The organism is Variovorax sp. 160MFSha2.1 (assembly GCF_048305075.1).
In the GTDB taxonomy this organism is placed as follows: Bacteria; Pseudomonadota; Gammaproteobacteria; order Burkholderiales; family Burkholderiaceae_C; genus Variovorax; species Variovorax guangxiensis.
The window spans coordinates 2,484,355-2,508,099 of record NZ_CP157624.1; the positions used below are offsets into that span (position 1 = coordinate 2,484,355).

A 23,745-nucleotide genomic window follows, 5' to 3' on the forward strand; every position below is an offset into this window, starting at 1 on the left:
TTAACAATTCGGGGCAGGAATTGCCCGTCATCGCGAGAAACCAACGCCTCAGGTCTTTGCCGTGATTCCTGCCGCGATGATCGGGTCGAGCTTGGCCCGCAGCCGCCTCACCGCCGTCTCGTGCTTCAGCGTCTGCGGCCCGCGCCCGTAGGTGGCGGCCTTGCGGATCAGCCGCAGCTGCTCGCGCTGCAGGTGCGTCTTCAGGCGCCTTGCGCGCCAGCCGTAGGTCCAGCCCATTTCGCGGCGCACCCTGTAGCGCTGCATGGGCGCGCCCAGCCGCACCCATTCGTCGTCCTGGATCAGGTCGCGCTCGGGCACGAACCAGGCCGCCAGCGCATGCAGGTAGGTGCCGTTCTCGCGCGCGGCAACATGCCAGAAGAGGGCGGCCACGATGATCGCGGGCAGGCCCTTGATGACCAGCATCACCGCCATCTCTCCATAGCCGCCGTCGAACAGGTCTTCGAGGAAGGGCGAATTCCAGATGAAGTGCATCGCCCACGCGAGCACGAAGCACAGCACCGCGACCGCGACGCGCACCACCATCGGCCGCTGCGGATGCAGCAGGAACCAGGCGACGCCGAAAGACGCGATCGCCGTGTAGGCCGCGTGGCTCCACAGCCCGCTCAGCAGCCCGCGCGTGAACAGGTTCAGAAGCACCGGATAGACCTGGTTCTCCAGCGGAAAGTGCACCGCCGACTTGACCGTGTAGCTCAGGTTCTCGACCACCTGGAAGCCCAGCCCCACCATCGCGCCGACGATCAGCACCGACAGATATGTCTGGAACTGGTTTCGCGCCACCAGCACCAGCAGGACGACGCCCGCGAGCTTCAAAAACTCTTCCGTCACCGGCCCCGCAATGGCCGGCCCCCAGGTGGCAACGAACTCCGGCGAAATCAGCTTGGCGCACAGGCTCTGGATGGCGACATTGGCCGGCGCCGCGAAGTACACGGCGCCCATGCCGCCCCATGCGAACGCCAGCACATAGGCCTCCGTCGGGTGCTGCTCCAGCAGGTCGAGCGTGCGGAAGGCCTGCACGAAGAGCATCGTGTAGATGCCCCACACCGTCAGCCCCAGGAAGGCGGTAACGGGCACCACCCGCACCCCCAGCGAGAACATGTAGACCGTGTAGAACAGCCCGTTCAATATCAGCGCCGCCAGCACCCAGAAGGCCACGCGCCGGGGCTGGAAGAAGGAGTCGGTGCCGACGGGCCAGCCGGCCACCTCGGTCACCTGCTGGCTGCCTTGGCCGCTTTGGTCGCCCTGGTCGAACACCGGCATGTTCATTGCGGCGCCTCCAGGTCCATCGAGTCGAGCATCGAGCGCGCCTCCTGCAGCGCGTCGTCCATGCCGTCGCTGGAGCCCCAGAAGTCGATTTGCACCAGCGACTTGCGCCGCACGTCGACCACCTGCCAGAACCGGCCCGCCAGCTTCGAGCCGTAGTAGGCGAAGGTCTTGCCCTGCAGGCCCCAGGAGGTGATGAAGTCCGACACGTCGCCGTCGATCTGCAGGCGCTGGCCGCGCTCCATCAGCCGCTGCTGGCGCACGAGAGGGCCATCGGGCCCGCCCGCCCACGGGAAGGTCGTCACCAGGAACTTGTGGCCGCCCTTGAAGAGCATCAGCGACTGGCCCGCCTTGGAGCGCGAAACGTCCATCTCCCAACCCTCGGCCGGCACGAACCTGGCCTGGCCCGCCTCGACCGTTTCGCCCGGCTGCAGCGGCCGGTTGCCCGGCGTGTGGCGGTCCCACCAGGTGAGGCCGCCCACGTAGGCGGCAATGGCGAGGAGCACCGCCAGCGCCCCAGGCCAGGTGCGATACGGTATGCGGCGTGAGGGCTCGTTCATCCGTTGATCGTGCCATACGATTGCCTGCGCACGGGCGTCGGCGCCGGGCGATGCGGCATACTCCCCACCCCCTCAAACTCAGCAGAATTCCACTGAATGGACAAGGAAGTCGACCCCCGCGTACTCACTGTGATCGACGAGATGCGGCTCAAGGGCCCACGGCTCACGCCGGTCGAGATCGTCGCCAAGATGGGTGTGTTCGACGCGCGCGACAAACCATTCGAGCACGCGTGGCTGGCCACCGGCGACAACGTCATCGCCACCATCTGGGCCGAATGGGTCAACGTGTCGGCCAGTGGGCGCTGGTTCTATCTTGAATCGCTCGACGCCCACCACCGCGCCGGCGGCGGCGAACGCAACGCCCAGCAGTTGCAGCGTGCAAAAGACAGGCTCGCGCTGCTCAAGCGCAGCTACGACGCCGGCAACGGCTTTCGCGCCGTAGTGCAGACCAACCGCATCGCCATTCTCGAAGTCGAGAGCAACAAGGACGCCAAGGTGTCCACCCGCGTGCGCGACGACGACGAATGGCATGTGGCCAGCTGGGAGCCCGAACAGAAACTCGCCGTGCTCGTGCGCGGCCCGCGCGGCTGGGCGCCGAGCGAAGCCGAAGTGCAGGCCGCAAGGGAGCGCGGCAACATTCCGCAGAAACTCTCCGCCGCCGCCAAGGCCGCCGACGACGAAAAGGCCACGCCCGAAGCCGTGCAGGCCGCCGCCCTCGAATACGTCGTCAAGCATTTCACCGGCTACGGCTACAAGGCCGAGAACATGACCGGCAAGGGCTTCGACCTCGAAGTGTCCAACGCCAAGGGCCAGACCCTGCTGCGCGTGACCGTCAAGGGCACCGCGCCCGGCGTGCCCAGCTTCAAGCTCAGCAAGGAAGAAAGCGACTGCTCCGTGCGCGAGCCGCTGTGGCGCCTGCTGGTGGTAACAGATGCCGGCACCGGCATGGCGCAGCACAAGATCTACAAGCCGACGGAAATCAGCTCTGCGCCGGGCTACGACCCCTCGTGATCTGGCCCGCGCGCCCCGATCCCCGACTGTTGTAAACCAGCCCTGTGGGCGTAACCAGACTATTCATCGCCTCCGCAGAAGATTACATTTTGCGGAATTGTCACCAGGCGATATGACCCAGAGCAGCCCAAGAACGTCCCATTCGATGATCTACCTGCCCGTATCGGGCAAGTTCTTCATCGCGTTGGTCGGCTCGGTTGCCTGGGTTGCTTTCTCCATATGGGCCGCCCAGGCCTGGCTGACTGAGCTGACCACCCATGTCGGCATGGTGCTGGCGGTTTTCCTGGTCTATGGCATCGCCATCGTTCCGGGGTTCATGAATGCCTTCCTGGCCATCAGCCTGCTTCTGGACAAAAGGCCGCCGCGTACCGCGCTCTCCGTCTATCCCCCGATATCCATCCTGATTGCCGCGTACAACGAGGAAGCCTCCATCGAGGAAACCCTCGTCAGCATCGAGCGGCAAAACTACCCCGGCGAATTGCAGGTCCTCGTGATCAACGACGGCTCCAAGGACGGCACCGCCACCGTCGTCGAGGGCGCCTGCGCCCGGTATCCGTGGATCACTTTTGTCGACCTCAAGCAGAACGGCGGCAAGGCGCGCGCCCTGAATATCGGCTTCAAGCAGGTGCTGCACGACATCGTCATCACGGTCGATGCCGATTCATTCCTCTACAAAGGCGCGCTCACCAGCATCGTCGAGCGCTACCACTCCGACCCGCCCAATACGCGCGCCGTTGCCGGAAAAATCCTGGTGCGCAACTCGCGCTACAACTGGATCACCCGCTGCCAGGAATGGGACTACTTCCACGGCATCGCGGCCATCAAGCGCGTGCAGTCGCTCTTCCAGGGCACGCTGGTGGCGCAGGGCGCGTTCTCCCTCTACGACCGCGACGCGCTCGAAGAAGTCGGTGGCTGGCCCGAATGCGTGGGTGAAGACATCGTGCTCACCTGGGCCCTGCTGAAAGCCGGCTACCGCATCGGCCACAGCGAGGACGCCTGCCTCTTCACCAACGTGCCCACCAGCATCCGCCAACTGGTGAAGCAGCGCCAGCGCTGGGCGCGCGGCATGACCGAGGCCTTCGCCAAGCACCCGGGCATTCTTCTGCAGCCGCGGCTTTCGACCTTCTTCATTTACTGGAACCTGCTTTTTCCGTGGCTCGACCTGGCCTACACCATCGGATTCATTCCGGGGCTGGTACTCGCGCTCTTCGGCTATTTCTGGATCGTCGGCCCGATGACCCTTGCGCTCATACCGGCCGCATTCGCATTGAGCCTGCTGATGTTTTCCATCGAGCGCCGGATGTTCAAGCAAACCGGGCTCGTCGTGCGAAAGAACTTCCAGGGCTTCTTCATCTACGTGCTGCTCTACAGCCTGATTCTTCAGCCGGCCAGCGTTCTCGGATATCTGGACGAGCTCTTCAAAAGGCCCAAGTCCTGGGGCACCAAATGACCCAGGCATCGATGAAACCGATGAGACGAAATTCGGCCACCGCTTCTTTTCTTCTTGTTCCGGCGCTCGCACTGCTTGCCGCCGCTTCCTGCCAGGCGCAGGAAGAAGAGAAGCCCAAGACCATGGCCTTCGGCCCCGAGTTCTACCTGACCAACGACAGCGACCATTTCCAGTCACGCCGCGTGTCCGTCGAATTCTTTCCTGCCTTTGAAAATGCCGACCGTTTTCTCGGCTTCAGGCTCGGCGACTACCGATACAAGCAGGACAACTGGAAAAGAAGCGGCCAGAAGCTCACCTTCCTCGCGCGCGACATAGAAACCCGAACCGCCGACGGCGGCTCCATGGAAGCCGGCGTGTTCGAGCAGGGCGGCCACACGCTGCTCACGCTCGACGGCAGCTACCGCATATCGCCCACCAAGAGCACGGCGGTCGAATTCCTCATCACGCGCGACTGGGTCGAAACCCCGAAGTCGCTCGACAGGGGCATCGACTTCACCTTCGTCGGCGTCGCGGCCGACCAGCGCCTGGGCGAGCACGTCACCCTGGTGGGCCTCGTCGCGCAGCAGTACTTTTCAGACGGCAACCGGCGAGACCACGGACGCCTGCGGCTCATCTACCAGCCCTCGCTCGACCTCGGGCTCACGCTGCAGGCGCGCTACCGCACATACCGGAGCACCCACGACGACGTCGACAGGGCCTACTTCAACCCCACGAGCTACAGCGAGTCGATGTTCGCCATCGGCTGGCGCCACCGCTTCCAGGGATGGACCGCCTCCGTGACCGCAGGCCTCGGCAACGAGACCATCAACCACGACATGAGCCAGCCCACGAGGCTGCTCGACGTGAGCCTGCAAAGCCCCGTGAGAGGCGCGCACGTGTTCCGCTTCGGCGCCGGCTACAGCCGCAGCACCACCTTCGCGGGGCCGAGCTACCAGTATCGGTATCTGCGTGGGGAGTGGATCATCCGGTTCTGAGATTCGATCGGGCAGCGCGGCATCAAGCTGGACTTGGACATTTACGCTGCGGAAATAGCTCGCTGATCGTCGCGTTCAGATGGCGCCCATTCGCGCCCCCGAATACTCCCAGGGATACGCCAAAGTCAGAGCTTTGTATCTCGCTGCAGGGAGTAGAGCAGGCCAGCTTTTCTGGCGCAGATACACGTCAAATAGGATTCGCGTGAAATAGAAAAGGGGCATTATTTGAAATCAGGGTCAAATGCGATGCCGCCCTGAATTCAATGCTTCTCTACAAATAGAGCAATCCAGCAATTTCACTGAGAGGCGGCTCTTTATTCAAGAGCCGTCTACCAGTTTTCGGGTATGGCGCAATTGGTGGACGCTTGACACACTTGGAAACGCCTCGCGCAAATCCTCATGTTCAAGAAAATCACCCATATGTCCGCACCTCTCCCGCCCCATAGCTCTTTCAATCAGCGCCGGCGCTTTCTGCCCATGCCGCTCGCAGGCGTTCTTCGGGAGTGGCGCACTGCCGATAGCGTGCAGTCCGTGTGGAGTTCTCGGCCCGCCCGCCTGAGCCGGGCCGCGCTGGGCGGCTTGATGATCGCCGGCGTGGCAGCTTGCGGTGGGGGCGGAAATGGCGGTGGTTTTGTCGCAGCTTTCCCGATGGCAACCACTGCCCCGGCACCCGCTCCGGCTCCCGCTCCTTCCGCGTCGCCAGAAACACCGGCACCCGCTCCGGCACCCGCACCCACGGGACCGGCGCCGACCTACAAGGTGAGCGGCACGGTCAAGGGCCTGCTCGGCACGGGCCTGGTGCTGCAGAACAACGTTGGCGATGACCTCGCCATCGCCGCCGACGGCAGCTTCAGCTTCGCCACCGAACTGGCCAGCGGTGTGGGTTACGCGGTCACGGTCAAGAGCCAATCCAGAGTCCTGACCAGAACCTGCACCGTCAGCAATGGCTCCGGCACGGTCGCGAATGCGGCTGTCGTCAACGTCGACGTGGTCTGTGCCGCACCCGCAGTGCGCTTCGCCTATGCGACGAATGCAGTGTCCAACAACCTGTTTCCCTATACCGTCGACACCAGCACCGGCGTGTTGGGATCGATGGCCGCGCCCATGTCGGGGACAGGGAGCACGCCAATGGCCATCACCGTGGATCCCGCTGGCCGCTTCGCTTACGTGGCGAATCGAGGTGACAACACCGTGTCGGTCTATTCCATTGGCGCAGGCACCGGCTTCCTCACTCCGGTCGCAACTATTGCCACAGGGTCTGCACCCCTGTCCATCGTCGTGGACCCCACGGGCCGCTTTGTCTACGTGGTGAATCAGGGTATCGACAGGGTGTCGGCCTACAACATCGATGCCGGCACCGGCAACTTGACCCCGATGGCTGTGCCGCAGGTGGCAGTGGGTTTGATCCCCAGCGCCATTGCCCTGGACTCCTTGGGCCGTTTCGCCTACGTGACGAATCGAGGCAACAACACCGTGTCGGCCTTTTCCATCGATGAAAGCTCCGGCGCCTTGAGCCCGCTGGCAGTGCCAACCGTGCCCACGGGGAACAACCCCTTCGCGATTGCCTTGGATCCCCTGGGCCGGTTTGCGTACGTGGCGAACTCGGACGACAACACCGTGTCGGCCTATTCCATCGATGCAGGCTCCGGCGTCCTGACCCCTATGGCAGCGTTCGCCACTGGGGTCCTTCCCCGAGCAGTCGCCGTGGACACCACCGGCCGTTTTGCCTACGTGGCGAATACTGCGGAAGACACCGTGTCGGCCTACAACATCGATTCCAGCACCGGCGCCTTGACGCCAATGGCCATTCCGATGGTGGCCGCACGGGTTTCCCCCCGCGCCATCGCCCTGGACCCCACGGGCCGCTTTGCCTACGTCACGAACTCCGATTCCAAAGACATATCTGCCTACACCATCGATGCAAGCACAGGGGCCTTGACTCCCATGTCCGTGCCGACGGTGGCGACCGGGGGGATCGGCGCATGGTCACTGGCTTTGTCTCGATAGCGCTTCCAGACAGACTGTCTCGTCGCGAGAGCGTCTGCCGCTGCCGACTTATCCGCCGGTGCAGCACGTCGGTCAGTGCAAAGGTCAAGATCGACACTCCCTGCCCGAAGCCCAGAGTGTCGTCACCATGCATCCGGGCACTCTGGTGGCCGGTTTTCCTCCGGCACTTCGCCTGCCTTGCATTCCCAGGTCATCCCGGTGGCTTCAATTGTGGGATTGAGAAAGAAGGTTCTGGTAGGCGAGGGGGCCCATCCCATCAAGACGATCTTCAAGGCTCCGCTTTCGGGGTTCACACGAATGCTCTCGACAGGTTCGGGCAAGGGCGCATCGAACTGCGCCGCCGTCAAGCTGGACGGGAACTCCTTGTGTTTCGCGAAGTAGCTTTCGACTGTCTTCGCGGCAACTCGTCCAAAGGCAATTCCAATCGTCGCGTCCGAACGTGACTCCGATACGGTGGGGCGCTTCACCTCAGGCTCGAATGCTGCATTGAGCAGCTTCGAGCCGATCTTTGAGGCAGACGAGATGGCGCAAAAGATGACGATCCAGCGTAGCCACTTCCGGCGGGGGCGACCGGTCGATGATGCCTCCGACATGCTCCAACCTCCTTGTAGATCGCCTCGGTCAATGGTGGCGATGACGATCGTTTTTTTGCTTGCGGGCGATGGTAGCTGGCACTGAAAACCAGCAACTCAGACGGCCGATAGCGACGCAATCTGCGCCCAAACGTCAGAGCTTTGTGTCCCGCCACAGCACCCCGGCAGATATCCCGCCGATTCGAGAAATCCTCGACGAAATCTTTTCTCTTGCGCGGCTTCGCTTCTCTAAAGTGAATGCCCCTGTCGCAAGACGCCCCTCCTTGTGGGCGACGACCACCGATCGTGAAAGGAGCTCCCCCAACAGCTGACCCACTGACCTGATGAACCGCCTACCTCACGGCGGGTTGCCGGTGCTCCTCGGTGCACTGGTGCGAACGTGAGGCACAAAAGGCGACGGCCAGGGTGCGTGAACACCCTGACCGTCTGACCACATGACGTGCAACACCTTGGAAAGAGAGCACACCAAATGGCTACGCGAATTATGGCCGGGCGTCCCACGCCCAAATCTTCCCGCCGCAGCAGCAACAGCAGCACCACGCGCGGCACCACCACCAAGCCGACGGCGCCCACCCCGACGCCCGACGAGGCAAGGGAACTACTCGAAATCAAACTGGCGCAGCTGAACTCGCTGCTGTGGTGCTGTTATGGCGACGGCAATGGGTGGTTCGAGGAGGCGGGGGAGAAGCATCGGGACAACATGCTCTGGATTGCTGCGGATTTGGCTATGGAGGCGGAGATGTTGTTGCAGGTGAGTAGCAGGGAATAGGGAAGTTAGGCCTATGGGCATCCCATAAAGACGGGATGCTCTAGGGCTTTCCCCTCGGCTACTGTGGCGCCCAATTACAGCGATGTGTGGGGACTTCTGCTATGCAGCGAATAGCGGTCTGCGGGGATCGGGCGCCGAACGTTCGTTCTGCGCCACGGTGCGGAAGTTCAGAACTCCGCGATATCGGTCGACTGCTTGCGGGAGGCGAGGTCGTCGCTAGACTGCCGCAATCTTCCGGCTGCCTACAGCAGCCACACCGCGCGCGCCTCCTCGCCGTCAATATCCTGCTCGGCCAGCCGAGTCTGGCCCATCTCCTTGACCAGAACGCCCAGGCGCGTGAGCATCTACATGAACCGGGCGATGACGGTCTGCAGCAGCGCGTGCAACTCTTCGTCGGTGGACGCAGCAGCCTTGATGAGGTGGGTGCGCCATCGGCGCCGCACCGGTACACCCCGTCCAACAGCAAGCAGTGCAGGGCCTTACGTAAGATTGATGAGTTTTGCTCGCTATGAGTACGACTCGCGAAAACAGAACGGAGGCAGGGGAATGGTCTCAGAAGCGGATTTCGCTGCGGCAACGCGCCTGCGTCTGCCGACAAGATATGCTTTCCGGAACCGGGACGGCGTAATCGACGCCTCATGCAGCGGACGTGCGAGTGCGGTCTATCCGGCCAGCCGTTCTCGATTTCCGAGATCGAGGTTGCTTGCCCGGGGGGGAACCGAGACATGGCGCGGTTGGTGCTGCGGGCGATGAAGTCAGAGGGAGTGATCGAATCCATGGGCAAGGGGCAAGGGGCAAGGGGCGAGGAGCGACGATTGAAGTGGAAGCAAGTCAAGATAGACGGAGGAGACTGATGCAACAGCCCCTTACGTTGTATCAAAGCCAGTACTACGCATGGCTTCTGACGCGCCGCGCGGCAGGCGACTCCGTGGAGTCGCTGGCATCAACGCTGGTTGACTCACAGGTTGATCTCAATCCGCATCAGGTCGATGCGGCGCTCTTCGCATGCCGCAATCCCCTTTCGCGCGGTGTGCTCCTCGCTGACGAAGTGGGTCTCGGCAAGACCATTGAAGCGGGCTTGGTGATCTCACAACGATGGGCGGAACGGCGCCGCAAGATTCTCATCATCGTCCCGGCCAACCTGCGCAAGCAGTGGCACCAGGAGTTGCAGGATAAGTTCGGCCTGCAAGGGCTGATTCTCGAAGCCAAAAGCTATAACGCAATCCGCAAGAAGGATCGACAGAATCCGTTCCTCTTTGCCTCTGGCCCGGTCATCTGTTCCTATCAGTTCGCCAAATCCAAGGCTGATGAGGTTAAGAGCATCGACTGGGACTTGGTCGTCCTTGACGAAGCGCATCGCCTGCGCAACGTCTACAAGACCAGCAATGTCATTGCCAAGACTCTCAAGGAGGCGCTATCGCACGTTCACGCCAAAGTACTACTGACCGCAACGCCGTTGCAGAACTCATTGCTCGAACTCTATGGACTGGTCAGCTTCATCGATGACCGCGTGTTCGGAGATCTTGACAGCTTTCGCTCGCAATTCACTGGCCGAGAACAATCCTTCAGTGGCCTGCGTGACCGGCTGGCGCCCATCTGCAAACGCACCCTGCGCAAACAGGTTCAGCCCTACGTGTCGTATACGTCGCGCAAGGCCATCATCCAAGAGTTCACGCCATCGAGCGAGGAACAGGAACTGTCCGGGCTGGTCGCCGACTACTTGCGCCGTCCCAATGTGAAGGCCATGCCTGAGGGGCAGCGCCAACTGATTTCACTGGTGCTGTGGAAGTTGCTCGCGTCCAGCTCGCACGCGATCGCAGGTGCGTTGGAGACGATGGCCAAGCGCCTCCAGGGAGTGCTCGACGAAACCACTGAAGTTCCCGATCTGACCGAGGAACTCGACGACGACTACGAGTCGCTGGACGAAACCGCCGATGAGTGGAGTGACCAGGATCCAGACGCCACGGCACCGAGTCGCATGGAACGTGATGCCATCGCACAGGAAATCGAGGAGCTTCGCCGCTTCAAGACGCTTGCAACCAGCATTCAGGACAACGCGAAGGGCAAGGCATTGCTCACCGCGCTGGATCGTGCCTTCGCTGAACTGGACCGGCTCGGCGCGGCCAGAAAGGCCATCATCTTCACCGAGTCCAAGCGCACACAGGAGTACCTCCTCAGCTTGCTGGCTGACACGCCATACGGCGATGACGTCGTGCTCTTCAACGGCACCAACAGTGACCAGCGTGCGCAGGCGATCTACAAGGACTGGCTCGAACGCCACGAAGGCACCGACCGCATCACCGGCTCCAAGACCGCCGACACCCGCGCGGCACTGGTCGAGCACTTCAACAAGCGCGGCAAGGTCATGATTGCCACCGAAGCCGGCGCCGAAGGCATCAACCTCCAGTTTTGCTCGCTCGTCATCAATTACGACCTACCGTGGAACCCGCAGCGCATTGAGCAGCGCATCGGGCGCTGCCACCGCTACGGCCAGAAGCACGACGTGGTGGTGGTGAACTTCGTTGACCTCGGTAATGAGGCGGACAAGCGCGTCTACGAATTGCTGGCGCAGAAGTTCCAGCTTTTCGAGGGCGTTTTTGGCGCCAGCGACGAAGTGTTGGGCGCCATCGGTTCTGGCGTCGATTTCGAGCGGCGCATTGCTGATATCTACCAAAATTGCCGAGAGCCCGAGGAAATCAGATCCAGCTTCGAGCAACTCCGAGTTGATCTTTCGGGAGAGATCAGCGAAGCCATGGTCAAGACGCGCCAGCTCCTCTTGGAGAACTTTGATGAGGAAGTACAAGGCAAGCTCCGCGTCCGTGCGGAAGACAGCCGCAGCGCCCGGAGCCGTTTCGAGCGGATGCTGATGGAGCTGAGCCGGGCGGAACTGCGCGAATTTGCCAGCTTCGATGACCACGGCTTCCTCCTGCAGCGTGTACCGGACGGCATTGATGCCAGTGCACGCGCTGGAATCGAGCTGGGACGTTATGAGTTGCCCCGTCGCTCCGGCGACGCACACCTGTACCGAATCCATCACCCGCTGGCTTCATGGGTCGCCGAGAAGGCCAAGACCCGTACGCTTGAAGGTGCGAAGCTCGTCTTCGACTACGACGCATACGGTACCAGGGTGAGCACCCTGGAGCCTTATCGCGGCAAAGCGGGATGGCTCACACTGAAGCTGATCGAAGTCGATGCGTTGGGCAACCAGGAGCAGCACCTGCTGGTAACGGCCATCACGTCGGATGGCATCACTCTGCTGGAAGACGATCCCAGGAAGCTACTGCGCCTACCCGCCGTTGCCCAGCCGCCCAGCCTGCTCAGCAGCTCGGCCGACTCCGCACTGGCGTCCGACGTCGAAGCCCGCAAGGCCGAGTTGCTGCGCGAGATCAGTCAGCGCAATCTCGGTTACTTCGAGCAAGAAGTACAGAAGCTGGATGCGTGGGCTGACGACCTGAAGTTGGGCCTTGAGCAGGAAATCAAAGAGATCGACCGGCAAATCAAGGAGGTGCGCAGCACTGCCGCCACCGCGCCGACGTTGGAAGAAAAGCTGTCCTGGCAGAAGAAGCAACGGGAGCTTGAGGGCAAGCGAAGCAAGCTCCGCCGCGATCTGTTCTCCCGACAGGACGAAGTGGAAGCACAGCGCAACGGGCTCATCGGCCAGTTGGAATTGCAGCTTCAACAGCAAGTGGAGGAGCACATGCTGTTTACCATCGAGTGGGAACTGAAATGATGACAAAAAGAGAGATTTCTCGGGGAGCAATCTGGAGGCAATGGGACCTGCATGTCCACACGCCCGCATCGTTCCATTGGTCGGGAGATAGGTTCGATGTCGATCTCTCTTCTGCAAAAAGCAAGAAGCTGGTCGATGAAATGATCGAAGCGATGAACAATGCCGAGCCGGCTGTGTTCGCGATCATGGATTACTGGACCTTTGACGGCTGGCTTGCACTGCGAAGACGCCTCAAGGACGAGGATGCCCCCGCCCTAAAAAAGCTCGTCCTTCCAGGGATCGAACTTCGGCTTGCCGCGCCAATGAAGGGACGACTGAATGCACACGTACTGTTCTCGAACGAGGTCGATGAACAGGTGCTCAGGGATTTCATTTCTGCCTTGCGCATTGAGTTAGTGGACAGGCCACTTTCTGAGCCTGCGTTGAGAGAGCTTGCCAGGAAGGTCGGCGAGGACAAGTTGAAGCATCACGGCTTCAAAAAAGCCGATGTTGATGCTTCCGACGAGAAGGCTCTGCTCGCTGGAGTAGTGATTGCCGAGATCAATGCTGACTCGTACAGGGAAGCGATTCGGAAGGTTCCGAACGAGCACGCGATCGGCCTTATGCCGTTCGATACGAATGATGGACTGGCAGAGGTCGGATGGCAAGAGCACTACGCCTATGCCATGAACCTCTTTCAAACCTCTCCGATCTTCGAGACACGAGACGCCGATCTGCGCGGCGCATTTGTTGGCGAGCAGACAGCCGGCAACGCCAAGTGGTTCAAAAACTTTCAAGCGGGTCTGAATAACATTCCGCGCTTGGCAGTCTCAGGAAGCGACGCCCACTGCTTCGTTGGAACACCTGGCGACAACAACAAGCGGGGCTATGGCGACTTCCCCTCTGGGAAAAGGACGTGGATCAAAGCCGACCCAACGTTCCATGGCCTCAAGCAAGCCATTCTTGAGCCGGCGAAGCGCTCCTTCATTGGTGACAGGCCCCCCAAGGTTCAAGAAGTCGAGTCCAACAAGACCTTCTACATCGAGTCTATCGAGATCAGCAAAACAGGGGGCAAGGCCGGCGTCGGGCGGTGGCTGCACGGCTGTGACATCCCGCTGAATCCCGATCTTGTCGCCGTCATTGGGAACAAGGGAAGCGGCAAGAGCGCTTTGGCAGATGTAATCGCGACGCTCGGCAACTCCAAACAATCCAAGCACTTCAGCTTCTTGAAGAAGGATCGATTTTGGGGCAAGACCGGCGAACCCGCACGTCACTTCACCGGAACGCTGACCTGGCGAGACGAAAGCACCGAGTCCAGGCCGTTGAATGAGTCGCCATCAGAGGAGAAGGCGGAGCTTGTTCGCTACATCCCGCAGGGCTACTTCGAAGAGCTTTGCAATGAGCACGTATCGGGCAAGTCGAACGCATTTGAGAAGGAACTGAGGTCAGTGATCTTCTCACATGCGAGCGAAGAAATGAGGCTTGGCGCGCTCGACTTCGATCAGTTGACCGAGCAGCAGGAGCAGTCGCTCAGGAATCGATTAGGTGAGTACCGTAAGGAGCTGGCATCGACCAACGCAGACATCGTTCGCATCGAGGAGCAGCTTCAACCCATTGAGCTGAAGAAACTCACCGATGTGCTTTTGCTTAAGGGCAAGCAGATCGAGGAACACGACAAGCTGAAGCCTGCGGAGGTCGCGGCGCCGACTGAAGCAATGAGCCCCGAGCAAAAACAAGCGGCTGAAGGCTTGGCTGCAGCAACTCAACAGGCGGAAGCTGCCAGAAAGCGCAGCCAAGAGATCGCTGGCGAGACCACTGAACTGGCCAAACGCCAGAAGGCCATAGGGAATATTCGCGAGCAGTTGAGGTTGCTTCAACGATCTTTCGATCAAGCCGAAAAGGCAGTTTCCGATGATGTCAAACTTCTCGGCTTCGTTTGGACCGATCTCGCTGCCATCGAAATCAAGACCGCCGTTCTTGACCAAAGATCGACCGATTTGGCGACGAAGCAAGGCGAGATAAAGATCGAGGCCGAAAAGCTGGCTGAAACCCTCAATGCCGTCACCGCAACTCAGCAAGGTTTCACCGCAAAGTTGAACGCTCCGCAACAGCAGTATGAGGCCTATCAACGCCAGCTTGCGGAATGGAACACAAAGCGCGACGAACTCATCGGCTCAATCACCGAGCCTGAGACCAAGGTCGGATTGGAAACCAGGATCGAGCAGATCAAGGAGCTTCCGCAGCAGCTCAAGGATTTGGAAGCAAGACGTTTGCAGCTGTCCGGGGAAATCTTCGACACCCTCGATGCACAGCGGCGTGCGCGCGCGGAACTGTTCAAACCGGTGCAAGATTTGATCCAGAAGAACGTACTGATACGTGAGGACTACAGGCTGCAGTTTCAGGCAACACTGGCGGCATCCGCTGATGCTATCGCCGACCAATTGTTTGCTCTGATCAAGCAAACCTCGGGTGACTTTCGCGGGCAGGACGAAGCGCTGGCGACCATCAGAAGGTTGTTCGATGGCCATGACCTGAACACCAAGGATGGGGCGCTAGCCTTCATTGCTTCCTTGCAGGAGAAGGTTTTGGCTGCGGCGAAGGCTTCCGGCTCGGATGCTGGGATATTCAGCTTGCTGAAGAAGGGGCAGCCGGCCGCGGCCGTCTATGACCTCATCTTTGGTTTGAACTTCCTTGAGCCTCGCTACTCGCTGCTCTTCCAGGACACGCAGATCGAGCAACTGTCCCCTGGTCAACGTGGCGCGCTCTTGCTGATCTTCTACTTGCTGGTGGACAAGGGAAAGACCCCCATAATTCTCGATCAACCGGAAGAGAATCTCGATAACGAGACGGTGTTCCGTCTACTCGTTCCCGTTCTCTCCGAAGCCAAAAAGCAGCGGCAGATCATCATGGTCACGCACAACCCCAACCTGGCGGTTGTTTGCGATGCAGAGCAGATCATCCATGCGAGGTTCGACCGAGCGTTGGACTCCACCATCAGCTATGAATCGGGAGCCATCGAGAACACAGGGTTGAACGAAGTCGTCGTGACCATACTGGAAGGTACGAAGCCCGCATTCGAGAACCGATACGGGAAATACCATTGACATGGCGGCGCTCGAACCTCAGTACATGACCATCCTGAAGCAGGCGCTCGCCGCCCGCTTCGTGCCATTCCTGCCCCCGTTGCTCGGCAACGCCAATCCTACCGATCAGGCGGCAAAGCAACTCTCACGAGCCTTCAGCGCCTTCGCCCTGCACAAGCTGCTCGACATCACGCCGCAGGCGGCCGCCGCTTCGGTCGTTGACGACTTCAACGACAAGGGCATCGACGCGATCCACTATCACGCGCCGTCGGAGACGCTGTACCTTCTGCAAACAAAGCTGAAAGAATCTGAGCAGTTCAAGCAGGAGGATGCACTGCCGTTCTGCGAGGGCATTCGCCTGTTGCTCAAACAGGACTTCATCGCGTTCAACGGCAACGTCCAGAATCGGAAGGCCGATATCGAGAGCGCACTCGATACGTGCTGCCATATCAAGCTGGTCGTGCCTTACACCGGCGATGGTGTGTCGCAAACGGCACGCGATGCCTTGCAGGCGCTGCTTGATGACGAAGACCTCGACGAAGAGCGCTTGGACAAGCAGGTGGAGTACTACACGGCAGTCGAGATTACCCGCGACCTGCTGGCGGAGCAGGCCTACCAGCCCGTGCATGCGGATGTCGCATTGCAAAAGCATGCGAAAGTTGAGATGCCGCGGACAACGTACTACGGGATCGCGCGGCTGGCAGACTTGGTGGCTCTGCACCAGGCGCACGGAAAAGCCCTGTACGAGCGCAATATCCGTTACTTCCTAGGCAGTAGCAAATCCGATGTCAACAAGGCCATCAAGACGACCTTGCATGACTGTCCTGCGGACTTCTTCTATTTGAATAACGGCGTCACTGCCGTCTGCGACTTGATCGAACCCAAGGCCAACAAGAACGGCATCAAGAATTTCAAGGTGCGGGGCCTGTCCATCATCAACGGCGCGCAGACCGTGGCGTCGGCCGCCGAGTTCGTGCGGCAGCATCCGGGCAGGAGCATCGATGACGCCAAGGTGATGCTCACGTTGATCAAGGCATCGGCAGACGGCCAGTTTGGGAAGAACGTGACCAAGGCCCGCAACCACCAGAATCCGGTTCAAACCGCGAACTTCGCGTCGCTTGACGAGAACCAGGAGCGGCTGCGGCAGGAGATTGGCCACCTGGGATTCGATTACCACTATCGCCCCGAGGCCCTCGCAACCGGTGCCGGGGCCATCACGCTCGACGAGGCGTTGCGGGCGTTGGCCTTGCAACAGAACGATCCACGCTATGCTGTTTGGCTCAAGACCGAACCGGCGCGGCTCGCCAACCCCGACTCCGTCGAATACCAGGGGCTGTTCGCCGCCAGCCTATCGGGGGCGTTGTTGGTCAACGCCGTCCTGTACCACCGCGCGATTCGCACTCTAGTGGTGGATTACGAACAGAATGCCCCTGCGCGCAGTCAAGAACGCCTCATCTATCGACATGGCATTCACTTGATCGCGACCGTCATGATGAAGCGCCTGCGCAACCGCATTCGCGCAGCAGCCGTCATCGAATCCGCTGCGATTCCCGCGCTGATCAGCCAGCCGCTCGATCAACTCCGACAGCAGGCTTTCGATCTCGGCGGGCAACGGCTGATTCTGGAGGGTCCGTTGGCTTACTTCCGCAATCAGGGCAACGTCGCAGCCTTCCTGGCCGAGCTGATGGAAGCACATTTCGCGCTTAGTACCGATCCGGCCCTAGCGCCCCTACGCAATACCCAGAATGCATCGGACGCGTATCCGCGCAAGCGCCTGATCGACTACTTGTCGAGTCGGGCGCCACAACTATGAGAGTGATGTCATGACTAAACAAAAACTAGAACTTACCTGGATCGGCAAGGAGAAGCGGCCGAAGCTGGAACCGCGCATCCTTCTAGAAGATCCAGAGAAGTCGTATCACGCCAAGCACCGTGTGACGAACAATGACGTCTTCGACAACCGATTGATTTTTGGCGACAACCTATTAGCGCTCAAGGCGCTGGAGGCCGAGTTTGCTGGCAAGGTGAAGTGCGTGTTCATTGATCCGCCCTATAACACGGGAAGCGCGTTCGAGCATTATGAGGATGGACTAGAGCACTCCATCTGGTTGGGTTTGATTCGTGACCGGCTGGAGCTCATCAAACGTCTGCTTTCAGATGATGGATCGCTATGGATATCTATTGACGACAATGAAGCACACTACCTAAAGGTGCTGTGCGACGAGATCTTCGGGAGAGCTAATTTTGTTGCGTCGGTGATATGGCAGAAACTCTTCACGGTAAAGAACTCTGCGAAGTATTTTTCCGACATGCATGAATACGTTCTTGTTTACGCCAAGGATATTGCAGGGTGGCAACGAAATCTTTTACCTAGAAGCGCCGCGCTTGATGACTCGTACTCCAATCAGGATAACGATCCGCGTGGCCCTTGGACTACCAATGCTATTCAAGCGCGCAACTTTTACAGTCAGGGAACATACGAAATCGTCTCTCCATCCGGGAAGTCTTTCACCCCGCCATCAGGCACCTATTGGCGAGTCTCGAAGGCTACGTTTGACGAACTTGAAAAGGATGGGCGCATCTGGTGGGGTCGAGCTGGCACTGCAACGCCTCGAATCAAGAAATTCCTCAGCGAAGCGAAGCAAGGAGTAGTTCCGGCGACACTATGGTTTCACGAAGAAGTAGGAACCAACGCAGAAGCGAAGGTTGAAATTCGCAAGCTCTTCGAGGGGATAAATGATGACGATGTTTTCATGACCCCCAAACCCGAAAAACTGCTTAAAAGAATTTTGGAGCTCGCTACCAACCCTGGCGATCTGGTGCTCGATTCCTTCGCAGGCTCAGGTACCACCGGGGCGGTTGCTCACAAGATGGGCCGTCGCTGGATCATGGTCGAGTTGGGGGAGCACTGCCACACCCACATCATCCCGCGCCTGAAGAAGGTGATCGACGGCGAGGACAAGGGCGGTATCACCCAAAGTGTCGACTGGAAAGGAGGCGGCGGGTTCCGCTATCACCGCCTCGCCCCCAGCCTGATCGTCAACGACCGCTGGGGCAACCCGGTCATCAATCCCGAATACAACGCTGCGCAACTGGCCGAGGCGTTGGCCAAGTTGGAAGGCTTCACCTACGCGCCATCGGAAACACACTGGTGGCAGCACGGCCATTCCAGTGAGCGCGATTTCATCTACGCCACCACACAGAACCTCTCTGCGGAACAGTTCCAGGCGCTGTCCGATGAAGTGGGCGCTGAGCAAAGCCTGCTGGTGTGCTGCGCCGCTTTCCACGGCGTCACGGCGGCCAAAGCGGCGGAGCGCTGGCCGAACCTGACGCTGAAGAAGATCCCGAAAATGGTGCTGGCTCGCTGCCACTGGGGCCGCGACGACTACAGCCTGAATGTGAGCAACTTGCCGATGGTGGATATGGAGAAAGCTGAGCCTGCGGCCGCTGGTAATACCGCTAAGAACACCAAGAGCAGAAAAGCCGCCCTCGCCGACGCGGGACAGGGTGGCCTGTTCGGGGAGAACGAATAATGAACGCCCGCGTCCTGCACGCCGTCACCGGTCGCCTGTCTCTTCGTCCGCCCCAGGCGGAATCTCTCATTAAGCTGGTTAGCGCGCTCGACGCAGCGCCCGAACTCTTGGATCACGAGCGCGATGTCTCGGCGATTCTTTCCACGCTGAAGGCTGAGTTCAGCACGCTGGAGGACTTCGAGCGCGAGTTTCCGTCACTGTGCTTTGCGCTGGCAACAGGAGTGGGCAAGACGCGCCTGATGGGAGCATTCATCGCTTACCTGCATCTGGCCCACGGCATCAATAACTTCTTCGTGCTCGCGCCCAACCTGACGATCTACAACAAGCTCATCACGGACTTCACGCGCAACACGCCGAAGTACGTTTTCAAGGGCATCGCCGAATTCGCGCAACAACCGCCGCTGATCATCACAGGTGACAACTACGACCAGACTGGCGCGGCGGTGGATGACCAGCCACAGGGCTTCGCCCACGACGTGCGCATCAACATCTTCAACATCTCCAAAATCAACTCCGAGGTGCGCGGCGGCAAGGAGCCGCGCATCAAGCGGATGAAGGAAGTGCTGGGCGACAGCTACTTCAACCATCTCGCGACCCTGCCAGACCTCGTGCTGCTGATGGACGAATCGCATCGTTACCGCGCCAGCGCGGGTGAGCGTGCCATCAATGAACTGAGGCCGCTGTTTGGCCTGGAGGTGACGGCGACGCCATTCGTCGAATCGAGCAAGGGGCCGGTGCCGTTCAAGAACGTGGTGATGGACTATCCGCTGGCGCGGGCGATGGAGGACGGCTTCGTCAAAGAGCCTGCCGTGGTCACCCAGCGCAACTTCGACGCCAAGGCGCACACGCCCGAGGAGATCGAGAAGACCAAGCTGGAAGACGGTGTGCGCCTGCACGAGACGACCAAGGTCGAGCTGCTCACCTACGCCCGCGAGAACGGCGTCAAGCCAGTCAAGCCTTTCATGCTTGTCATCGCTCGCGATACCACGCACGCGGGTCAGCTCTTGGCGCTTCTGGAGTCGGAAGCCTTCTATGAGGGCCGCTACCAGGGCAAGGTGATTCAGGTCGATTCAAGCCGTACCGGCGCGGAAGAAGAGATGATCACCCGCCTGTTGGCCGTGGAGAGCGTGGACGAGCCGACCGAGATCGTGATTCACGTCAACATGCTCAAAGAAGGTTGGGACGTGACCAACCTCTACACCATCGTGCCGTTGCGCGCAGCCAATGCCCGCACCTTGATCGAACAGTCCATCGGCCGCGGCCTGCGACTGCCCTACGGCAAGCGCACGGGCGTCGCGACGGTGGACCGCTTGAACATCGTCGCGCACGACAAGTTCCAGGAGATCATTGACGAGGCCAACCGCGGCGACTCGCCGATTCGCCTAAAGCAGGTCATCCTCGATGCGCCCAGTGCCGACGACAGGAAGGTCAGCGTGCAGGTCGAGTCTGGGGCGGCGGCGCGCCTCGGTCTGACGGAAGCCCCGGTCGTGGTCACGGGGGCTTCAGCCACTGACAGTGGAGCGGAAGTCCCCGTGCCCAAACCGGTGTTCAGCACGGAGGCGGAGAAGCAGGCCGCGCGCGTGGTCATGGACGTCATCGGCAAGTACGAGGTCAAGCGCGATCTTGTGCCCACCAGCAGCGCGTTGCTGAAACCCGAAGTTCAGAAGGAAATCCTCGCGGAGGTCGCGGAGCGGCTGAAGCCGCTGCAAGGCGAATTGCTGGCGGGCGCGGATGCATCAGCCTCCGCTCTTGATTTGTCCTCCGTGGTGGCGAAGACCACCGAAATCGTCGTGCAGCAGACCATCGACATCCCGCGCATCGCGGTGGTGCCGACTGGCGAAGTCACAACGGGCTTCCACGCCTTCAAGCTGGATGTGAGCCAGCTCCATCTTCAGCCGGGTGAGCGCGCGATCGTCGGGCAGATGCTGCGCACCAACGAGCAGTTCACCCTTGCCGCCGAGGTCGGGCTCAAAGAGCAGCGCCCTGAAGACTACATCGTCCACGCGCTGGTGGACTTCGACGACATCGACTACTTCACCCACGCCGATCTGCTCTACGACCTCGCAGGCCAGATGGTGCAGCACCTGCGCGGCTATCTGTCCGAGGATGAAGCCATCAGCGTTCTTGATCGTGACCGCCGCCTGATCGCGCGGGAAATCCACGCGCAGATGATGGCCCACTTCTGGGAAGAGGCGACGGAGTACGAGGTGCAGGTCAGTCGCGGCTTCACCGAACTCAAACCGTGCAACTACACCGCCACGGCGGGCCAAACGGCTCACCACTTCCGGGAGACCGTGACTGAGACAAGTCGCATCAAGCAGATGCTATTCGGCGGCTTCGCGCGTTGCCTGTACCCGCTGCAGAAGTTCGACTCGGATACCGAACGGCGCTTCGCCATCATCCTGGAGCGCGAAGCGACGAAGTGGTTCAAGCCTGCTAAGGGGCAGTTCCAGATCTACTACAAGCTTGGCACCGAGCAGCCGGAGTACATCCCGGACTTCGTCGCCGAAATGGACTCGACGATCTTGGTGGTGGAGACCAAAGCACGCGGCGACATCAACACGCAAGAGGTGCAGGCCAAAGCTGCTGCTGCCTTGCAGTGGTGCCAGCACGCGTCGGACTTCACGGCGAGCGTCGGCGGCAAACCGTGGCGGTATCTGCTCGTACCTCACGATGAAGTCAATGAGTCGCGGCGGATGGCCGACTTTTTGAGATTTGTCAAGGCTTGAGGCACTACCGTATCTGGCGACTTGCTCAACTCAGATGACGCAATAAGGAATAGCCATGGCCAAGGCCGAAGCAAGCGTTGAAGAGCTGGTATCAATGATCGAGCGGGGCGAACTGCGCTTGCCAGAGATGCAGCGCCAGTATGTGTGGCGCTCCACGCGAGTGCGCGATCTGCTGGATTCGCTGTATCGCGGCTACCCCTCGGGCGCAATCCTGCTTTGGGAAACGGATGAAGCTGTGCCGCTGCAGGATTTCGCGGTCAGCCAGAGCACGAATCCTTACCAGAGCACGCGGCTCCTGCTGGATGGTCAGCAGCGTCTGACATCGCTCTCTGCCGTCATTCGCGGCGAGCCAGTATCGGTACGCGGCCGTCGTCGGCCTATCGACTTGCTGTTCAATTTGGAACATCCCGACCAGTTGGCGGTCGTGACCGAAGTGGAAGAGAACGGCGACGACGAGGATGATGTTGACGACGATAGCGAACTGATTGGCGATGAGACGGACTCGACCGAGGACGAACTGCTCAAGCGCTTCAACAAGATGACTTTCGTGGTGGCCACGAGGAAGCTGGAGCAGTTGCCGCATTGGGTGAAAGTGTCGGAAGTGTTCAAGACCGACAACGATGCGCCGTTCCTCAAACGTGCGGGCATCAGTGGTTTTGACGATCCTCGTTACGAGAAGCACAGCCAGCGTCTGGCCCGGCTACGTGGCATCCGCAAGTACGTTTATCGGATGGATGTACTGGAACGGATGCTTTCCTACGATGAGGTCACGGAAATCTTCGTCCGGGTCAATTCACTGGGAGCCAAGCTGCGCAGTTCCGACCTGGCTCTGGCGCAGATCACCGCGAAATGGCGGCACTCGCTGCAAACGTTCCAGGATTTTCAGAAGGCCTGTGCCAAGACGGGCTTTGACCTCGATCTCGGTTTGCACCTGAAGAACCTGATGGCGTTTGCCACCGGTCAATCACGTTTCCAGATCGTGGGTAGCCTGAATGTGGAGAAGCTGCAGAAGGCATGGAAAGAAGCCTGCGATGGCATGGAATTCGCGCTCAACTTCCTGCGCAGCAATCTTGGCATCGATAGCCCGGCACTGTTGTCGTCGCCTTTCCTGCTGGTGGTGCTGGCGTATTTCGGGCATAGCCGCAACTATGCGCTGAGCAACGATGAGGCCCGCCAACTGCGCTACTGGGCGCTGATAGCCAATGCCAAAGGCCGCTTCTCCCGAGGCTCCAGCGAGACCATTCTGGATCAGGATTTAGCAAATATTCGTCAGGGCGGAGCGGTGAGCGAGCTGATCGACCGGCTGCGCCTGCAGTTCGGCCGCCTCGACATTACCGCGGAGGAGCTGGAAGGCCGCAACCAGCGCAGCGCGCTGTTCAAGACCATGTTCCTGGCTTTCCGTGCTGCCGGTGCGAAAGATTGGCGCAGCCATCTGACCATTGCTCTGGATCATTCGGGCGCCCAGCATCGCTTGCAGTTCCATCACATCTTTCCCAAAGCTGTACTGAAGACCAGCTTCACTGCCCGCGAGGCGGATGACATCGCCAATCTGGCCTTCATCGGCGGCAAGACGAATCGCGCGATCAGCGACAAGGCTCCGGCGGTTTACTTGCCCCCGCTGGTGGACCAGCTTGGCGAGCCAGCGTTCGCAGCACAGTGCATCCCGGTTGAGGCTTCGCTGCTGGAAGTGGAAAGCTACAAGGCTTTCTTGCTTGAACGACGCAACAGGATTGCAACTGTGCTGAATACGTTTGTTGGGCCTGCAGACTAAGTCGGTGGATGGCTGCGTATGAGGCCAGGGGTGTTGAGTTCCATGCAACAGTCCCCCTTGGAGCTTACTGGATCAGTTACAGATGGAAATCAGCACTCTGTCGTGTGATGGGCACAGTTCGCTCCCGACCGCCCTCGGTCCATGACCCTTGAGGGCGATGTGGTCGCCTCGATTCGCGTAACTGGGTTGGAACTTGTTCGCGTCCTCCCGACGCAATCCGAAGGCGGCCTGTAGCTGAAAGCCCATGCGTACGTGCGAGTCAAATCTGGCCGACG

14 protein-coding genes and 2 pseudogenes are annotated in these 23,745 nt (G+C 60.2%); 12 read left to right on the top strand and 4 right to left on the bottom strand.

The genetic code is table 11. The features are described 5' to 3' along the window. Positions 1-48: 48 nt before the first annotated feature. Positions 49-1,284: a PrsW family intramembrane metalloprotease gene (locus tag ABL838_RS11085; RefSeq protein WP_418125339.1), complete on the bottom strand. Its 1,236-nt coding sequence runs from the start codon at positions 1,282-1,284 to the stop codon at positions 49-51. Then, the gene (locus tag ABL838_RS11090) at positions 1,281-1,841 is read right to left on the bottom strand and encodes a hypothetical protein (protein ID WP_126024268.1); all 561 of its coding nucleotides are present in this window, start codon (positions 1,839-1,841) and stop codon (positions 1,281-1,283) included. Before ABL838_RS11090 ends, ABL838_RS11085 begins: the two co-directional genes overlap by 4 nt. 96 nt (positions 1,842-1,937) lie before the next feature. Between ABL838_RS11090 and ABL838_RS11095 the strand changes: the two genes are divergently transcribed. The 4 genes from ABL838_RS11095 to ABL838_RS11110 all read left to right on the top strand — a co-directional run bounded on the left by ABL838_RS11095 (position 1,938) and on the right by ABL838_RS11110 (position 7,283). After that, positions 1,938-2,852: a protein NO VEIN domain-containing protein gene (locus ABL838_RS11095; protein ID WP_418125340.1), complete on the top strand. Its 915-nt coding sequence runs from the start codon at positions 1,938-1,940 to the stop codon at positions 2,850-2,852. A 145-nt stretch (positions 2,853-2,997) separates the two neighbouring features. Beyond that, on the top strand, positions 2,998-4,302 hold the full coding sequence (locus tag ABL838_RS11100) for a glycosyltransferase (protein WP_418125341.1): 1,305 nt from the start codon (positions 2,998-3,000) through the stop codon (positions 4,300-4,302). A 20-nt stretch (positions 4,303-4,322) separates the two neighbouring features. Continuing rightward, the gene (locus tag ABL838_RS11105) at positions 4,323-5,276 is read left to right on the top strand and encodes a hypothetical protein (protein WP_418125342.1); all 954 of its coding nucleotides are present in this window, start codon (positions 4,323-4,325) and stop codon (positions 5,274-5,276) included. A 399-nt stretch (positions 5,277-5,675) separates the two neighbouring features. After that, the gene (locus ABL838_RS11110; protein WP_418125343.1) at positions 5,676-7,283 is read left to right on the top strand and encodes a beta-propeller fold lactonase family protein; all 1,608 of its coding nucleotides are present in this window, start codon (positions 5,676-5,678) and stop codon (positions 7,281-7,283) included. A gap of 122 nt (positions 7,284-7,405) precedes the next feature. On the opposite strand, the gene ABL838_RS11115 is transcribed toward ABL838_RS11110, so the two are convergent. After that, a complete protein-coding gene (locus tag ABL838_RS11115) occupies positions 7,406-7,876 on the bottom strand; it encodes a hypothetical protein (protein WP_418125344.1) in 471 nt (156 codons plus the stop codon). A 469-nt stretch (positions 7,877-8,345) separates the two neighbouring features. Between ABL838_RS11115 and ABL838_RS11120 the strand changes: the two genes are divergently transcribed. The 8 genes and pseudogenes from ABL838_RS11120 to ABL838_RS11155 all read left to right on the top strand — a co-directional run bounded on the left by ABL838_RS11120 (position 8,346) and on the right by ABL838_RS11155 (position 23,470). Next, positions 8,346-8,645 carry a hypothetical protein gene (locus tag ABL838_RS11120; protein WP_418125345.1) on the top strand — a complete coding sequence of 100 codons (300 nt, stop codon included), beginning with the start codon at positions 8,346-8,348 and terminating at the stop codon, positions 8,643-8,645. Positions 8,646-9,319: 674 nt separating this feature from the next. After that, a pseudogene (locus ABL838_RS11125) lies at positions 9,320-9,499 on the top strand (hypothetical protein); the annotation flags it as partial. Next, entirely contained in the window at positions 9,499-12,375 is a 2,877-nt protein-coding gene (locus tag ABL838_RS11130) for an SNF2-related protein (RefSeq protein ID WP_418125346.1), read from the top strand. The pseudogene ABL838_RS11125 and the gene ABL838_RS11130, both read left to right, overlap by 1 nt. Next, positions 12,372-15,458, top strand: a complete 3,087-nt coding sequence (locus ABL838_RS11135; protein ID WP_418125347.1) for a TrlF family AAA-like ATPase — start codon at positions 12,372-12,374, stop codon at positions 15,456-15,458. The genes ABL838_RS11130 and ABL838_RS11135 overlap by 4 nt, the downstream gene beginning before the upstream one ends. 1 nt (position 15,459) lies before the next feature. Beyond that, entirely contained in the window at positions 15,460-17,250 is a 1,791-nt protein-coding gene (locus tag ABL838_RS11140; RefSeq protein ID WP_418125348.1) for an AIPR family protein, read from the top strand. Between the two features lie 10 nt (positions 17,251-17,260). Further along, on the top strand, positions 17,261-18,970 hold the full coding sequence (locus ABL838_RS11145) for a site-specific DNA-methyltransferase (RefSeq protein WP_418125349.1): 1,710 nt from the start codon (positions 17,261-17,263) through the stop codon (positions 18,968-18,970). Next, the gene (locus ABL838_RS11150; protein ID WP_418125350.1) at positions 18,970-21,699 is read left to right on the top strand and encodes a DEAD/DEAH box helicase; all 2,730 of its coding nucleotides are present in this window, start codon (positions 18,970-18,972) and stop codon (positions 21,697-21,699) included. The genes ABL838_RS11145 and ABL838_RS11150 overlap by 1 nt, the downstream gene beginning before the upstream one ends. A gap of 55 nt (positions 21,700-21,754) precedes the next feature. Then, complete coding sequence (locus tag ABL838_RS11155) at positions 21,755-23,470, top strand: GmrSD restriction endonuclease domain-containing protein (RefSeq protein ID WP_418125352.1); 1,716 nt, start codon at positions 21,755-21,757, stop codon at positions 23,468-23,470. Positions 23,471-23,573: 103 nt separating this feature from the next. Here ABL838_RS11155 and ABL838_RS11160 read toward each other — a convergent pair. After that, a pseudogene (locus ABL838_RS11160) lies at positions 23,574-23,731 on the bottom strand (integrase domain-containing protein); the annotation flags it as partial. Between the last annotated feature and the right edge of the window lie 14 nt (positions 23,732-23,745).

Excerpts from the sequence above, each read along its gene's own strand:
- ABL838_RS11100 (WP_418125341.1), top strand. The coding sequence starts at position 2,998 with ATGATCTACCTGCCCGTATCGGGCAAGTTCTTCATCGCGTTGGTCGGC.
- ABL838_RS11145 (WP_418125349.1), top strand. The coding sequence starts at position 17,261 with ATGACTAAACAAAAACTAGAACTTACCTGGATCGGCAAGGAGAAGCGG.
- ABL838_RS11135 (WP_418125347.1), top strand. The coding sequence starts at position 12,372 with ATGATGACAAAAAGAGAGATTTCTCGGGGAGCAATCTGGAGGCAATGG.
- ABL838_RS11085 (WP_418125339.1), bottom strand. The coding sequence starts at position 1,284 with ATGAACATGCCGGTGTTCGACCAGGGCGACCAAAGCGGCCAAGGCAGC.
- ABL838_RS11115 (WP_418125344.1), bottom strand. The coding sequence starts at position 7,876 with ATGTCGGAGGCATCATCGACCGGTCGCCCCCGCCGGAAGTGGCTACGC.
- ABL838_RS11105 (WP_418125342.1), top strand. The coding sequence starts at position 4,323 with ATGAGACGAAATTCGGCCACCGCTTCTTTTCTTCTTGTTCCGGCGCTC.
- ABL838_RS11090 (WP_126024268.1), bottom strand. The coding sequence starts at position 1,841 with ATGAACGAGCCCTCACGCCGCATACCGTATCGCACCTGGCCTGGGGCG.
- ABL838_RS11120 (WP_418125345.1), top strand. The coding sequence starts at position 8,346 with ATGGCTACGCGAATTATGGCCGGGCGTCCCACGCCCAAATCTTCCCGC.
- ABL838_RS11140 (WP_418125348.1), top strand. The coding sequence starts at position 15,460 with ATGGCGGCGCTCGAACCTCAGTACATGACCATCCTGAAGCAGGCGCTC.
- ABL838_RS11095 (WP_418125340.1), top strand. The coding sequence starts at position 1,938 with ATGGACAAGGAAGTCGACCCCCGCGTACTCACTGTGATCGACGAGATG.
- ABL838_RS11130 (WP_418125346.1), top strand. The coding sequence starts at position 9,499 with ATGCAACAGCCCCTTACGTTGTATCAAAGCCAGTACTACGCATGGCTT.
- ABL838_RS11110 (WP_418125343.1), top strand. The coding sequence starts at position 5,676 with ATGTTCAAGAAAATCACCCATATGTCCGCACCTCTCCCGCCCCATAGC.
- ABL838_RS11150 (WP_418125350.1), top strand. The coding sequence starts at position 18,970 with ATGAACGCCCGCGTCCTGCACGCCGTCACCGGTCGCCTGTCTCTTCGT.
- ABL838_RS11155 (WP_418125352.1), top strand. The coding sequence starts at position 21,755 with ATGGCCAAGGCCGAAGCAAGCGTTGAAGAGCTGGTATCAATGATCGAG.